At 72.2% G+C, this 14114-nt stretch carries 9 protein-coding genes; 3 read left to right on the plus strand and 6 right to left on the minus strand.

The genetic code is table 11. From position 1 onward, the window contains the following. Positions 1–3: 3 nt before the first annotated feature. Entirely contained in the window at positions 4–1701 is a 1698-nt protein-coding gene (locus H504_RS0131565; protein ID WP_425394095.1) for a family 2B encapsulin nanocompartment shell protein, read from the minus strand. Positions 1702–1797: 96 nt separating this feature from the next. On the opposite strand from H504_RS0131565, the gene dprE2 reads away from it, so the two are divergent. Continuing rightward, positions 1798–2526 (plus strand): decaprenylphospho-beta-D-erythro-pentofuranosid-2-ulose 2-reductase, encoded by a 729-nt coding sequence (dprE2, locus tag H504_RS0131570; RefSeq protein WP_026426062.1) that lies wholly within the window; start codon positions 1798–1800, stop codon positions 2524–2526. Positions 2527–3808: 1282 nt separating this feature from the next. On the opposite strand, the gene H504_RS0131575 is transcribed toward dprE2, so the two are convergent. From H504_RS0131575 to H504_RS0131590, 4 genes are all read right to left on the minus strand, one after another. Next, positions 3809–6673 carry a helix-turn-helix transcriptional regulator gene (locus tag H504_RS0131575; protein ID WP_026426063.1) on the minus strand — a complete coding sequence of 955 codons (2865 nt, stop codon included), beginning with the start codon at positions 6671–6673 and terminating at the stop codon, positions 3809–3811. Positions 6674–7218: 545 nt separating this feature from the next. Beyond that, the gene (locus H504_RS0131580) at positions 7219–7620 is read right to left on the minus strand and encodes a hypothetical protein (protein ID WP_026426064.1); all 402 of its coding nucleotides are present in this window, start codon (positions 7618–7620) and stop codon (positions 7219–7221) included. Next, a complete protein-coding gene (locus tag H504_RS0131585) occupies positions 7613–7948 on the minus strand; it encodes a hypothetical protein (protein WP_245614533.1) in 336 nt (111 codons plus the stop codon). Before H504_RS0131585 ends, H504_RS0131580 begins: the two co-directional genes overlap by 8 nt. A 145-nt stretch (positions 7949–8093) precedes the next feature. After that, positions 8094–8843, minus strand: coding sequence for a thioesterase II family protein (locus H504_RS0131590; protein ID WP_026426066.1), 750 nt, complete (start codon positions 8841–8843; stop codon positions 8094–8096). Positions 8844–9255: 412 nt separating this feature from the next. Between H504_RS0131590 and H504_RS0131595 the strand changes: the two genes are divergently transcribed. Then, a complete protein-coding gene (locus tag H504_RS0131595; RefSeq protein ID WP_026426067.1) occupies positions 9256–11886 on the plus strand; it encodes a helix-turn-helix transcriptional regulator in 2631 nt (876 codons plus the stop codon). A 6-nt stretch (positions 11887–11892) separates the two neighbouring features. Here H504_RS0131595 and H504_RS0131600 read toward each other — a convergent pair whose 3' ends face one another. Further along, positions 11893–12591: a thioesterase II family protein gene (locus H504_RS0131600; RefSeq protein WP_026426068.1), complete on the minus strand. Its 699-nt coding sequence runs from the start codon at positions 12589–12591 to the stop codon at positions 11893–11895. A 192-nt stretch (positions 12592–12783) separates the two neighbouring features. On the opposite strand from H504_RS0131600, the gene H504_RS0131605 reads away from it, so the two are divergent. After that, entirely contained in the window at positions 12784–14028 is a 1245-nt protein-coding gene (locus H504_RS0131605; protein WP_026426069.1) for a cytochrome P450, read from the plus strand. The last annotated feature ends 86 nt before the right edge of the window (positions 14029–14114 follow it).

Raw genomic sequence — 14114 nt, forward strand, 5'->3', positions numbered from 1 at the left:
GGGTCACAGACCGATCTGCACGTCGTCGAGCACGGCCAGCGCGTCCGGCACCAGCACGGCCGCCGAGTAGTAGGCGGTGACCAGGTAGGAGATGATCGCCTTCTCGTTGATCCCCATGAACCGCACGGACAGGCCCGGCTCGTACTCGTCCGGCAGGCCGGTCTGGTGCAGGCCGATCACACCCTGGTTGGCCTCGCCGGTGCGCATCAGGATGATCGAGGTGGTGCGGGTGTCGCTGATCGGGATCTTGCTGCACGGCAGGATCGGCACGCCGCGCCAGGACGGCACGTGGTGCCCGCCCAGCTCCACCGACGCCGGGTAGATCCCGCGCTTGCTGCACTCCCGGCCGAACGCGGCGATCGCCTTCGGGTGCGCCAGGATGACCGACGGCTCCTTCCACACCTTGGCCAGCAGCTCGTCCAGGTCGTCCGGGGTCGGGGCGCCGGTGCGGGCGTGCACCCGCTGCCGCGGGTCGGCGTTGTGCAGCAGGCCGAACTCGCGGTTGTTGACCAGCTCGTGCTCCTGGCGCTCGCGCAGCGCCTCGATGGTCAGCCGCAACTGCTGCTCGACCTGGTCCATCGGCTGGTTGTAGAGGTCGGCGACCCGGGTGTGCACCTTCAGCACGGTCTGCGCGACGGACAGCTCGTACTCGCGCGGGGAGACCTCGTAGTCGACGAAGGTCTCCGGCAGCTCCACCTCACCGGAGTGGCCCGCCGCCAGGTTGATCGGCACCTCGCCGTCGCCCTGCTCGTGCGCGCCGCTGGCGATGAACTCCTCGATGTGCGCCCGGATCGACGCGGAGCGCTCCAGCAGGCCCTGGAAGTCGGCCCGGCGCAGCGACAGCACGGTCACCGCGGTGGCGGCCTTGGCGGTGAAGTCCCAGATCTTCTCCTCCAGCAGGCCCCACTGGTCGAAGTACTCGCCGTCGGTGACCACGCCGACCACGGTCTCGTCGCCGTACTGGCCCGCCGCGCGCTGCTCGACCCGGCCGTGCGCGATCACCAGGAACCGGTCGGCGGCGTGCCCCCACTCGACGATGGTGTCGCCCGCCGCGTACTCCTCCTGCTGGAACAGGCCGCCGAGCGCGGAGAGCGCCTCCTCGTCGTCGAAGTCGCGCAGGAAGGCCAGCTCGCGCAGGTCGCCGGAGACCACCCTGGGCTGGGCGTCCGCCCGGTCCACGGTGATCCGGCCGTCGCCGACCACGTAGTCGATGGCGATCCGCCCGTCGCCGACCACGTAGCTGCGCCGCTGGTTCACCCGGTAGGTGCCGCCGCCGACGTGGGTCCACGGCAGGACCCGCAGCAGCCAGCGGGAGGTGATCTCCTGCATCTGCGGCACGGACTTGGTGGTGGTGGCGAGGTTCCGCGCCGCCTCGGTGGTCAGGCTCTGCTGCGGCGACGTGTCGCCGACGGGGCGCAGGGTCTCGGTCACGGTGCTACCGCCAATCGGTTGTCCAGGCGTGAATGGAGGAAAAGGCCGTGGGACAATGCCGAAGACCGGGTTTCCCTGGCCCGCCGGAAAAACCCTGAAAAGCGTCTCACCTTCACGTTGTGCCTGGTGGAGACCCCGGTGCTCACCTCGGATTGTCGACGGGCACGAAGCTAGCACCGGGAATTTGTGACGGTACAGTCCCCGAATCGGCTGGTACTGGCCCGGGTGAACCGACCGGAATTGGTGATCATGCAGACCGGGAGTAGTCATTTGCCCCCTGCGTCACCCGATCTTGTCCCCGATTGGTCCAGGCGTGACACAGGGGTACCCCAGATGGACGCACGGTGACCGGGCAGACTTGCCCGCATGAGCGAAGGCGCGATCCTGGTCCTCGGTGGACGCAGCGAGATCGGACTCGAGGTGGCCCGCCGGGTGGCGCCCGGCAGGCGCGTCGTGCTCGCCGCCCGCCGAGCCGGTGACCTTGATCACGAACGGGCGCTGCTGCTCGCCGACGGCGCCCGATCGGTCACCACCGCGGAGTTCGACGCCGACGACCTGGCCACGCACGAGTCCGTCCTGGCCGGGATCGGTCCCATCGACACGGTCATCGTCGCGTTCGGAATTCTCGGTGACCAAGAGGTCGCCGAAACCGACCCCACCCACGCGGTGTCGATCGTCCACACCGACTACGTCGCCCACGTGCACGTCTTGACAATCCTGGCGAACATGTTGCGGCGCCGGGGAACCGGGACGATCGTGGTGTTCTCCTCGGTCGCCGGGGTCCGGGTCCGGCGGGCGAACTACGTCTACGGGTCCGCGAAGGCCGGTTTGGACGGATTCGCGTCCGGGCTCGCCGACGCCCTCGCCGGATCCGGAGTCCGATTGCTCCTGGTCCGCCCGGGATTCGTGATCGGACGGATGACCGAGGGCATGTCCCCCGCGCCGTTCGCCAGCACCCCCGCGCGAGTCGCGGAGGCGACCGTACGCGCGCTGCGGAGCGGTCGGGGCGAGGTCTGGGTCCCCGCCGTCCTCCGCCCCCTCTTCGCCACCCTGCGCCTACTCCCCCGCCCCCTCTGGCGCCGCCTCCCCCGCTAGCCGCTTGGGCCTTCCCCCACCCCTGCGGGCTGCCCTCGCCCTGCGCCCCGTTGCTCGCCGCTCCGTTGCTCGCCGCTCCGTTGTTTGCCACAGTGCGCCAGCCCGCTCGCGGCACCGCCCTCGACGTGGGCCACCCCCGGCCCCTACGACCCCAGACCGCCGCGGGCCCAGACCACCGCCGGCTTCGCGCCACGGTCTCCTTCGCCCCGGCCCGCCACGCCCCGGCCCGCCACGCCACGGCCCGCCACGCCACGGCCCGCCACGCCACGGCCCGCCACGCCACGGCCCGCCACGCCACGGTCTGCTTCGCCACGGCCCTGCCACACCGCCAGCGAATACGACCACCGCTCGGCCAAAGGCCGACACCGCCGACAGACCAAGACCACGGCCCCCCAGGGGCCCGCCCTCCCCTGGGTCACTGGGTCCCACTTCAAAGCGTATCGCGGTGGGCGCGGTGTCAAGGGGGGTGCGGGGTGGGCTGTGGACAGGGGGGTGGGTTGTGGACAACTCGCGGTCAGGTGGGGGCGAACTTGGGGGCACGTGGGCACGTGGAGGGCGGGCTTGTGATCGAGCGGGGGTGAGTGGGCGGGCGAGGGGCGGGCTCGTGACCGAGTGGAGGGGTGGCTGGCGGTCGAGTGGATGGGCGGGCTCGCGACCGATGGGTCAAGTGGGCGCGGACTCGTGATCGGAGCGGGTCGAGTGGAGGGGCGGGCTCGTGATCGAGTGCGGGCACACCCGTGGTCGAGTGCGGGCGGACTTGTGACCGAGGGGACAAGTCCGTGATCGAGTGGTCGTGTGCGGGAGGCCCGTGACCGGGTGGAAGGGTGGACTCGCGATGGAGTGGCGGTAAGCCCGTGGGTCGAGTGGCCGAGTGCGAGGTGGGCTAAGCCGTCGGGTGGGTTGAGTGGGGCACTCGTGGCCGAGTGGGGGCGAACCCGTGGTCGCGCGCGAGGCGGGCTCGCGACCGACTGGAAGGGGCGGACTCGCGATGGAGTGGGGCAACCCGTGGTCGAGTGGTCGCGCGTGAAGTGGGCTAGTGGTCGAGTGGGTTGAGTGGAGGGCGTTCGCGTTCGAGTGGGGGCACTCCGTGGTCGAATGCGGGGCGGGCTCGTGATCGGGTGACTTGAGTGGGGGCACTCGCGGTCAAGTGGGGTGAGCCCGTGGTGGAGTGCGGGGCGGGCTCGCGACCGAGTGGGTTGAGTGGAGGGGCACTCGGGCAGGGGCGAGCCTGTGGTCGAGGGGAGTGGCGAACTCGCGATTGATTGAGTGGTCGAACAGTGCGTCAGCGGTCCTCGGCGGTGGCGAGGAGTTGGTGGGGGAGGCCAGCGGGGAGGTCGGTGCGGCGGCTGACATTGAGTTTGCGGTAGACCCTGGTGAGGTGTTGTTCGACCGTGCTCACCGTGATGTAGAGCTTGCCGCCGATTTCGCGGTTGGTGTGGCCGAGGGCGGCGAGGACGGCGACTCGGCGTTCGGCTTCGCTGAGGGCGTCCATGCCGGTGGGTTCGCGGTGGGACTGTTCGGGGACCTCGGGGTCGCGGCCGGGGAGGAGTTCGCGGCTGAGGGGTTCGGCGTGGCAACTCTTGGCCATCTGCAGGGCGCGGCGGGCGACCGTTCGGGCTTTTTCGCAGTCGCCGGAGGCGTTGTGGGCGTGGCTCAGGTCGAGCAGGGCCCTGGCCAGTTCGAAGCGGTCGCCGCCGGTGTGCAGCAGGTCGACGGCCTCGGTCAGCAGGGTGATGCGGCGGTCGGCGGTCGACGCGGTGGCCAGGACGCGCAGGGTCGCGCCGCGGGTGCGGGCGCCTTCGCTGCCGGGGCGGGTGAGTTGGTCGGCGATCAGCGCGCGGGCGCTTTCCCGGTTGCCGAGGGCGACCTGGGCCTGGGCGGCACCGGCCCGCCACGGGACCAGGGCGGGCAGGTCGACGTCCCACCCGGACATCATCTCGCCGCAGCGCTGGAAGTCGCCGAGTGCCGCGTGTGGACGGTCGGTGGCCAGGTAGTGGCAGCCGCGGGCGTAGAGGTACTGCAGGCCGAACTGGGTCTGGTACATGGCTTCCGGCACCGGGACGCGCAGCAGCGCGGCGGCTTCGTCGTGCTTGCCCATGGCGGTCGCGGCGGCCACCCTGGTGGACAGCGGGACGCCGATGGCCACGCCCCAGCCCTGCGGGGAGAGCTTGGCGAACGCGGTGGCGGCGTGTTCGGCGGCGGCGGGCAGGTCGCCTTGGCGCATCGCGATCTCGGCGCGCATGGCGCCGAACACGGCCTGCCAGGTGACGGCGCCGCGGGCGGCGGCGTCGGTGAGCAGCGACTCGCACCAGTGCGCGGCGCGGTCGTTGCGGTCGGCGTGCACTAGGGCGGCCAGCGCGGACAGTTGTGAGCCGAGGGTCTGCTCGCCGAGCCTGCAGCTCTGCAGGATGTGTTCGGCGGCGACGACGATCTCCTCGCGTGGGCCACCGAAGCGGACCCGGTCGAGCATGGCCGACGCGCGCGCCCACGGGTTGGCCAGCGTCGCGGCCGACTGGCCGGTCTGCTCCGGCACCGGCACCCCGGCCACCACCGGCGGGAACAGGAACGCCAGCCAGTGGAACACCAGGCTCAGTTGACCGGCCTTGGGCGCGTCCCGGTGCGCGGCGGCCGACGCCAGCCCGGTGAGGGTGCCGGACAGGTCGTCGGTGTGGCCGTACCAGAGCAGGAACTTGGCCAGGTGCACGGAGTTGCGCTCGGAGAGCCTGCCCTCGGCGCGGGCGGCGCGCAGCGACGGCAGGTGCCGGGCGGCGGCCGATGGGTTGCGCCGCCACTCCACCCGCAGCAACTGGGTGGTGATGTCGGCGCGCTCGTCGGCGTCCCGGCTGATCCGGGCGGCCAGGTCGAGCCTGCCGACGGCCAGGTCGAACCGGTCGGCGACCAGGTCCTCCTGCGCGGCGTGCCGGAGCACCTCGACCGCCCACGCGGCCTCGGTGTCCTCGCCGGTGCCCTCGGCGGCGGTGAGGTGGTGGGCGACCTCGTCGGCGGGCGCGCCGTCGCGGTAGAGCAGGCGGGCGGCGCGGGCGTGCAGGCCGCGGCGCTCGGCGGGGGCGAGGCTGTCCAGCACGGCCGCCTTGGCGACCGGGTGGCGGAACCGGCCGCCGTCGAGCAGCCCGGCCATCTCCAGCACGTCGAGCACCTGGGCGGCGGAGTCGGAGGTGATGTCCAGCAGGATGCCCAGCAGCACCGGCGACCCGGCGTCGCCGAGCAGGGCGAGGCCGCGGGCGACCAGCAACATGGCCGGTTCCCAGCGGTGCAGGCAGGCCAGCACGGCGGTGCCGAACTCGGGGCCGACGGCGATGCCACCGCTACCACCGCTGCCCCCGTCGGCGGGCCGCAGCCGGGCGCGCGCCCGGTGGTCGACGTGGTCGGCGATCAGCGCGGTGACCAGCAGCGGGTTGCCGCCGCTGATGGCGTGGTGCACCGGGGCGAGTGCCTGCGCGGTGGCCGGGTCCAGCCGGGTGGCGAGCAGTTCGCCGACCCCGGCGCGGCTCAGCGGCGCCAGCCGCAGGTGCGCCGTGTTGGGTTGGCGGGTGACCTCGGCGCGGAACACGGCCTGGGTGGGTCGGGGCAGCGCCCACTCGGTGAGCAGCACCAGCACCCTGGCGAACCGCATCCGCCGCTGCAGGTACAGCAGGGCCTGCAGCGAGGGGGCGTCGGCGAACTGGACGTCGTCGACGGTGAGCACGACGGTGCGGTCGCGGGCCAGGTCGAGCAGGCAGGCGCAGACGTCGTCGAGGACCCGGGCGCCGGTGCGACCGATGGCGGTCGGGTCGGTCACCGAGTCGAGGGGGTCCACCTGGTCCGGGCCGTGGCCTGACCGCTCGTCCGGGGTGCCCGCCGCGCGCAGCGGACCGGTGAGCCGGGCGGCCACGGCCACGGGTAACGACGGCGCGGCGAACAACTGCCGCAGCACCCCGAACGGCAGCGTGCGCTCGGCCCGGGAGCCGGTCGCCGCGAGCAGGACCGCCCCGTCGGCGGCCACCCGTTCGGCGAAGGTGTCCAGCAGTTCGGTCTTGCCGCTGGCGACGCCGCCGCTGATCAGCGCGACCTGCCCGCGGCCGCGGCCGCTCTCGGCGTAGAGCCGCCCCAGGGCGGCCAATTCCTCTCCCCGTTCGACCAGCGCCATGCCCCGCCCCTTTCCCCTCCTGGCCCCGGTGGCGGTTCCCCGGCCCACCCTGTCCGAAGTCACACCCGGTGATCGCTGAATTCCGCGGCCCACGTTCCGACGTGAATCTAACGGCAATCACCGCCGTTGTGGAAGGTTTGCCAATTGACTGGATGAACAGTGCGTGATGTTGATGCCTTTTCGCTTTTTCGGTGGACCGATCGGAGCATCCGACTAGGGCGCAGGACGTACTTCGGCCCGATTGGATGGGTGCTGGTTCAACGACTTTATCCGGGGACAGTCCTGTGACCGGCGGTCACGGGGAAAATGGTGAGCGATGTCGAACCGGTTGGCGAATACCCCACTGAAGACCTCAAGAGCGCCTTAAGTTGCCGCAGGTTAGGGGTGTTCGGGGGTTGCGCTCACCCGGGCGCAGGGGGTGAACCGCCCGGACGGGCGGAACCGGACACCGGCCGACTCTACCGCGTCAGCTACCGGTAGTCACCAAATCCGTTCCCGAATGGCCTAGTCCGATGCTCGGGGTCGGCCGTTCGGCCGGAAAGGCGTTACCGCCCGGTGTGTCGGATCCAGAGCAATCCGAGAACGGGCAGCACCAGGGGGACGAATCCGTATCCCATACCGAATACCGACCAGACGGTGGCGTCCGGAAAAGCGCTCGGGACGACCACGCTCGCGGTTCCGACGGCGATCACGCCGAAGAGTTCGAGCGCGCAGGAAACAACCGCCAGCCGCCGCGACGCGGTACTCCCCTTCGCCAGGCAGGCGGTGGCCACCACGTACACCACGGCGGCCAGCGCGGACAGCAGGTAGGCCAGCGGCGCCCGGTCGAAGTGGGTGGCGATCTGGGTCGCGGAGCGGGCGCAGGCGGCCAGCGCGAACAGCGCGTAGACCGCGATCAGCAGCCGCCCCGGGCCGGACCGGGTCGCGGTGCGCAGGTCGTCAGCCACGGGTCCACACCTGCCCCAGGCGCACGATCAGCACCGGGACCACCAGTGCGCCGACGACCAGCACGGCGGTGCCCCACCGGGTCCGCTCGGCCAGCGACCAGAACACCGCGATCGGCAGGATCAGCAGCGCGCCGAGCAGGTAGCCGCCGTAGGTCACGCCGGGCACGGGGTGGTCGGCGCCCGCGAGCTTGACGAACCCCAGCACCGCCTGGACCAGCAGGCCCACCTCGATCAGCGCCAAGAGGCCCAGGTAGGCGAGGCCGGACGTGCGGTCCGGGCGCAGCGGGCGATTGGCGACCACAAGCACGACGGCCCACAGTGCAGCCACGACAGACACCCAGATCAGCGCCTGTGACAGTCCAGTGACCATTGCCCGCTCCCGGCCTCGCGTGAACCGGGTGAGAGTCGCATGCCCCGCCGCGTGTGCCGTGACCGGGGGCGTTCAGTGTGGTCTGCCGCACGCCCGCCGTGGGTCAGTCCACAGTGGAGAGTGAACGCACCTGGGCGCGGATGCGGTCGAGTACGGCCGGGACGTGGTTGTTGAGGTAGAAGTGCCCGCCCGGGTAGACCTCGCGCTGGTACCCGCCGGAGGTGTGGTCGGCCCACTGGTCCACCTCGGCCAGGGTCGCCTTCGGGTCGGCGTCGCCGGTGAGGGCGAGGATCGGGGTCCGGGTGCGCCTGCCGTCGGTGCGGCGGTAGGTCTCGGCGGCCTTGTAGTCGCTGCGGATCGAGGGCAGCACCATGCGCAGGATCTCGTCGTCGTCGAGCAGTTCGGACTCGGTGCCGTTGAGCCGCTTGATCTCGGCGATCAGGCCGTCGTCGTCGAGCAGGTGGAACCGCTCGTCGCGCAGCGCGGACGGGGCGCGGCGGCCGGAGGCGATCACGCCGTGCACCTCGGTGCCGCGCTCCTCGAGGACCAGGGCGAGCTCGTAGGCCACGGAGGCGCCCATGCTGTGCCCGAACAGGGTCAGCGGCTTGTCCAGCAGCGGCGGCAGTTCGTCGGCGACCCGGGTGGCCAACTCGGTCACCGTCTCCACGCACGGCTCCTGGCGGCGGTCCTGCCTGCCCGGGTACTGCACGCTGATGACCTCGATCGCGGGCGCCAGCGCGCGCGACACCGGGAAGAAGTAGCTGGCCGACCCGCCCGCGTGCGGCAGGCACAGCAGCCGGGTCGCCGCGTCGGGAGCCGGGTGGAACCGGCGCAGCCACAGGTCCGTGCTCATCGTGGATCCCTTCCCCTCGCCACACTCCGACACACTCCCCAGCGGCGATCGTGCCGGTGCCGCGGTCACCTCGCCCGCGGGCGAGTCAACCGCATCCGACAACCCCACGGCGACCGCTATGAGGCGGATCACCGGGTTCGGCGCCGGGAGCGAACCACCGATTCCGACGATTCCCCGGGGCGGCCACCCCTATTTCCCCACTCCCCGAACAGAGGTGCTGACCTGCGGCGGGTGCACCCCGTGTCCACCCCTGGACACCCCTATTCGGCACCTTCTCCGCCAGGTTGCCTGCTTGGCGTCGAGTTAACGGGAAAATATCTTCCCGGCAATCGGCTTCACTTCTCGGACACCATCCGGCGGGAGTAGATTGCCCAGGCCGAACGCCGCTCGCGGGGTGTGGAGGGAAGGCCGGATGACACTGGTCGAACGCCGGACCGCGGTCGACGCGTTGGTTGGCTGGCTCGCCGAGTGCGCGTTGGGCGGCTGTCGGGTGGTCGCCGTCGTCGGTGGGCCCGCGACCGGCAAGTCCAGCCTGCTCGACCTGTTCGCCGACCGCGCCGCCGGGTCCGGGGCGCTGCTGCTGTCGGCCACCGGGGCGCGCGGCGAGCGGCGCATCCCGTTGGGCGCGGTCCGCCAACTCGCCTCCGGACTGCCGGACGACCTAGTGGCTCGACCCAGGGGGTTGGCCGGGTCTCGACCTGCCCACGACGTCCCTGGCTGCGTTGCCGAAACGGCCAAGTACGTCCAGTACGAGGCCGTTGCGGCGCCTTGCCAGGAACGCCGTGGACAGGCCGATACCCAACCAACCCCCTGGGTCGAGCCACTAGGCGGCGACTTCGTCGACCTGGTGCTCGCCGCGGCCCGGGAGCGGTCCGTGGTGGTGGCCATCGACGACATCCAGCACGTGGACACCGCGTCCCTGGACCGGTTGACCGAGCTGCGCGAGCGGGCGGCCGCCGTGCCGCTGCTGGTCGTGGTCACCGACTGGGAGCCGCTGTCGACCGAGCTGACCACCACCGCCGACCACCGGCTGCGCCTGGGCCTGCTGACCGAGCGCGGTGTCGCCGACCTGCTGCGCGCCGAGACCGGCTCGAACCCGGACACCGCCGATGCCGCCGAGTACCACCGGGTCACCGGTGGGAACCCGTTGCTGCTGCACGCCCTCATCGCCGACAACCGGGGTGGCGGCGCTGTGCGGCCGGGGTTCGCGTTCCGGCAGGCCGTGCTCGCCTGCCTGCACCGGTGGGACCCGCGCCTGCTCGACCTGGCCCGCGCGCTGGCGGTGCTCGGCAACTCGTCCGCGCCTGGCGCGCTGGCCGAGATGATCGGCTCGTCGGAGGCGGTGGCCGCCCGGCTGACCGGGGTGCTGTGCTCGGCCGGAGTGCTCGCGGGCTGGCGGTTCCGACACGCCGCCGTGCGCGCCGCGGTGCTCGACGGGTTGTCCCCCAACGAATCCGGGCGATTACACCTGCGCGCGGCGGACGTCCTGCACCGCCGCCGCGCGCGACCGGTTGAGGTGGCCCGTGAGCTGGTGGCCGCCGGGCGAGTCGGGGGTGACTGGGGGATCACGGCGTTGCGGTCGGCCGCGTTGGACGCGATTGCCACCGACCGGGGGGAGTTCGCGGTGCGGTGCCTGGAGTTGGCGCTGCCCGGCACGTCCGGTCGGGTCCGCGCGGACACCGCCGCCGACCTGGCGGGCGCGGTGTGGCGGTACCAGCCTGCCGAGTTCGGCTATCTGTCCGATGTGGACGCTGTGACGGCGACCCGGTTCACCCTGTGGCAGCAGGCCCCCGAACCGTCCGCCGTGGACTTCGGGCTGGGGTTGGCCGACGAGTGGATCCGGGGTGGGCGCTCGCCGGTGCGGGCGAGCCGGTCCTGGGAGCACGCGGCGGCCGCGTTGACCGCCGGGCTGACCCGGGGTGCCGCGAGTGAGGTGGTCGTCGACGCGGAACGGGTGCTGCACGGCTGCCCGCTGGCCGACCGGACGCTGGAGGTGCTGGCCGCCGCGATCACCGCGCTGCTGCTGGTCGACCGGGTCGACCTGGCCGAGCGTTGGTGTCGGGAACTGCTCCGGGAGGCCGAGGCGCGCCGGGCGACCACCTGGCAGGCGCTGCTCGGCGCGGTGTCCGCCGACGTCGAACTCCGCCAGGGTGCGATCGGCGCGGCGCGGGCCACCGCGGAGCACAGCCTCCGGCTGCTGCCCGCCCGGTCCTGGGGCGTGCTCATCGGGCTGCCGCTGGCGACGATGATCACCGCCGACACGGCGGCCGGTGTCGTCGACAGCCCGGCGCTGCGTGAGGTCGTGCCGGACGAGATGGCCGAGACCGTGGTCGGCGCGCGGTACCTGCGCGCCCGCGGCCACCACTACCTTGGCTCGGACCGGGTACTCGCCGCCATCGCCGACTTCCAGGCTTGCGGGCGGTTCCTGACCCAGGTCGGCGTCGACCTGCCCGGTCTCGTCCCGTGGCGCACCGACCTGGCCGAGGCGCACCTGCGGTTGGGCCGTGTTCGGGCGGCGGTGCAGTTGGCGCGCGCCCAGTCCGAGTTGCCAGCCGGGTCCGCCCGGCACACCCGCGCCCGGTCGGTGCGCGTGCTCGCGTTGGCGGGCCACCAACCGGTCCGGCTGCTCCAGGAGGTCGCGGAATCGTTCCGCGCCACCGGGGACCGCTTCTCCGCCGCCGTCACGTTGGCCGAGCTCGCCGCGGTGCTGGCGAACCGGGGTGAGGGGACCCGGGCCCGCCGGGTCGCCAAGACCGCGTCCGACGAGGCCGCCGCGTGCGGGGTGTCCGGACTGCTCGACCGGGTTCCGGTGCGGTCCGGCCCGGCGGCGGGCCAGTCGCCGCCGACGTTGAGCGACGCCGAGCACCGGGTCGCCACCCTGGCCGCCCTCGGCCACACCAACCGCGAGATCGCGCACAAGCTCTACATCACGATCAGCACGGTGGAGCAGCACCTGACCAAGATCTACCGCAAGCTCGGCGTCAGCAGGCGGTCCGACCTGCCCGCCGGACTGGCTGTCCACAGTGGAGGGATGGTCGGGTAGCGGCGCTCAGCGGTCGGACAGCGCGGTGATCCGCTCCGAGACCATGTTGGCCACAGTGGACACGAACGAGGTCAGGTAGTCGTGGCCGCCGGAGAAGACCTGCAGCTCGAACTGCCCAGAGGTCACCTCACCCCAGGCGGCGGCGCGCTCGGCGGCCGGGTCGGTGTCCTCGACCATGGCCAGGACGTGGCAGGAGACCCGGTTGTCCCGTTGCCAGCGGTAGGTCTCGGCGGCGGTCCGGTCGTCGCGCAGGGTCTCCAGCGGGGTGGGCGCCGGGGACCGCGCGGGCTGGGTGAACTCGTCGGTGTCGACCGCGGGCGCGCCGAGCCGGGGCGGGGCGGGCGCCCCGGAGACGAACAGCGCCAGCGGCTGGTGCCCGGCGCGTTCAGCGCGGACAGCCGTCTCGAACGCTACCGCGGAGCCCAAGCCGTTGCCCAGCAACGCCAGTGGCAGGTCGACCCGCGACCGCAGCGCGGTGGCCACACCGTCGGCGAGGCCGGTGACCGAGGTGATCGACGGCTCGTGCCTGCGGTCGCGCCGACCCGGGTACTGCACGCCGAGCACCTCGACCGGGCGGGCGATGGACTGGGCCAACTGCAGGAAGAAGGTGGCCGACGCGCCTTCCGGCGGGAAGCAGACCAGCCGCGAGCGCGGCTCGGACGCGGGCCGCAGCCTGCGGATCCAGGAGTCGCCGGTGGTGCTCATGGCCTCCCGGTTCCTCTCCGCGCGCGGGCGTTGGGAACTTTCCGGCGCCTGCCGGTCAACGTGCCAGTCCGCCGGGCGGCCGGGCAACCCCTAGCGGTCCCGCCATCGGATGTCCGGCAACCGGATCGGCCCAGGAGGGCTAGGGGTTGAGGCTAGGGGGACGGTCCGGTCTAGCGTGGCCGCGGAGGGACCATGACCGATCTGGCGGACCGGCAGGCACATGCGCAGATGTCCTTGTGGCAAGAGCACGTGCGCGCCGTCAGCGAACGTGGTGACCCGTATGCGAAACTGCTGCGCGCGCCCGAGGACCCGTACCCGCTCTACGAGCAGATCCGCGCTCGCGGCCCGCTGCACCTGAGCGGGCTGGGTGTGTGGGTGACGGCTGATCACCGGTTGGCCAACAAGGTGTTGCGGGACCGCCGGTTCGGGGTGCGCCGCGCGGACGGCACGAAAGCACCCGAGTTCATGCCGTTCGACAACTCGATGCTGGGTCTCGACCCGCCGGACCACACCCGGTTGCGCAAGCTGACCGTGCCGTCGCTCAACCCGCGCAGGCTCGCCCGGTGGCGGCCGGTCGCCGAACGGGTGTGCCACGAGCTGATCGACGGGATGCTGTCCGGCCGCGCCGAGGTCAACTTCATGAGCGCCTTCGCCCAGCGGTTGCCGCTGCGGGTGATCGGCGACCTGGTCGGCATCCCGGAGCGGCACCGACGCGCGTTCTTCCAGTTGAGCAGGCGGATGGCGTACCTGCTGGACGGGGTCGCCTCGGTGGCGGTCGCGGCCGACGTGCGGGCGGCGATCGCGGAGATGACGGTGCTGTTCACCGACATCGTCGCCGAGCGCAGGGTTGAGCCGCGCGACGACCTGATCAGCGACCTGCTGCCCGCGGTCGACGACGGTCGGTTGGCGATGGCCGAACTGGTGCCGCTGTGCGTGTTCCTCCCGTTGGCGGGCACGGAAACCACGGTCAACCTGATCGGCAACGCGGTCCGTGCGCTGCTGCTGCACCCCGAGCAGTGGACGGCGTTCAAGGCCGATCCGGCGCTCGCCCCGGCCGTGGTGCAGGAGACCCTGCGCTACGACACGCCCGTGCAGCAGTACCGGCGGATCGCGCACGTCGACGTCGAACTCGGCGACGCGATTGTGCCCGCGGGCGCGGAATTGGCGATCTGCGCGGGGGCGGCGAACCGCGATCCCGAGGTGTACCCGCGTCCGGAGCGTTTCGACATCGGCCGGGAAGCAGGACCCGAGACATTGTCCTTTTCCGCTGGAATCCATTTCTGCCTCGGTGCGGCGCTGGCCAGGATCGAGGCCGAGATCGCGCTGGCCGCGGTGGCCGAGCGGCTGCCCGACCTGCGCCCGGTCGGCCAGGTCCGCCGCCGCGATTCCTTTATCATCCGGGGGATGCTGCAGTTCCCGGTCGCGGTGCGGCAGTAGGGGCCTGCTAGGGGTTGTCCGGTCCGGACTGTCGTCCTTATCGTTGGCGCGCGGAGAGGTGGGAATGCGCGCGACGGCGGTTCCGC

Source organism: Actinokineospora inagensis DSM 44258 (assembly GCF_000482865.1).
Taxonomy (GTDB): domain Bacteria; phylum Actinomycetota; class Actinomycetes; order Mycobacteriales; family Pseudonocardiaceae; genus Actinokineospora; species Actinokineospora inagensis.

Excerpts from the sequence above, each read along its gene's own strand:
- H504_RS0131565 (WP_425394095.1), bottom strand. The coding sequence starts at position 1,701 with ATGACTACTCCCGGTCTGCATGATCACCAATTCCGGTCGGTTCACCCG.
- dprE2 (WP_026426062.1), top strand. The coding sequence starts at position 1,798 with ATGAGCGAAGGCGCGATCCTGGTCCTCGGTGGACGCAGCGAGATCGGA.
- H504_RS0131575 (WP_026426063.1), bottom strand. The coding sequence starts at position 6,673 with ATGGCGCTGGTCGAACGGGGAGAGGAATTGGCCGCCCTGGGGCGGCTC.
- H504_RS0131590 (WP_026426066.1), bottom strand. The coding sequence starts at position 8,843 with ATGAGCACGGACCTGTGGCTGCGCCGGTTCCACCCGGCTCCCGACGCG.
- H504_RS0131595 (WP_026426067.1), top strand. The coding sequence starts at position 9,256 with ATGACACTGGTCGAACGCCGGACCGCGGTCGACGCGTTGGTTGGCTGG.
- H504_RS0131600 (WP_026426068.1), bottom strand. The coding sequence starts at position 12,591 with ATGAGCACCACCGGCGACTCCTGGATCCGCAGGCTGCGGCCCGCGTCC.
- H504_RS0131605 (WP_026426069.1), top strand. The coding sequence starts at position 12,784 with ATGACCGATCTGGCGGACCGGCAGGCACATGCGCAGATGTCCTTGTGG.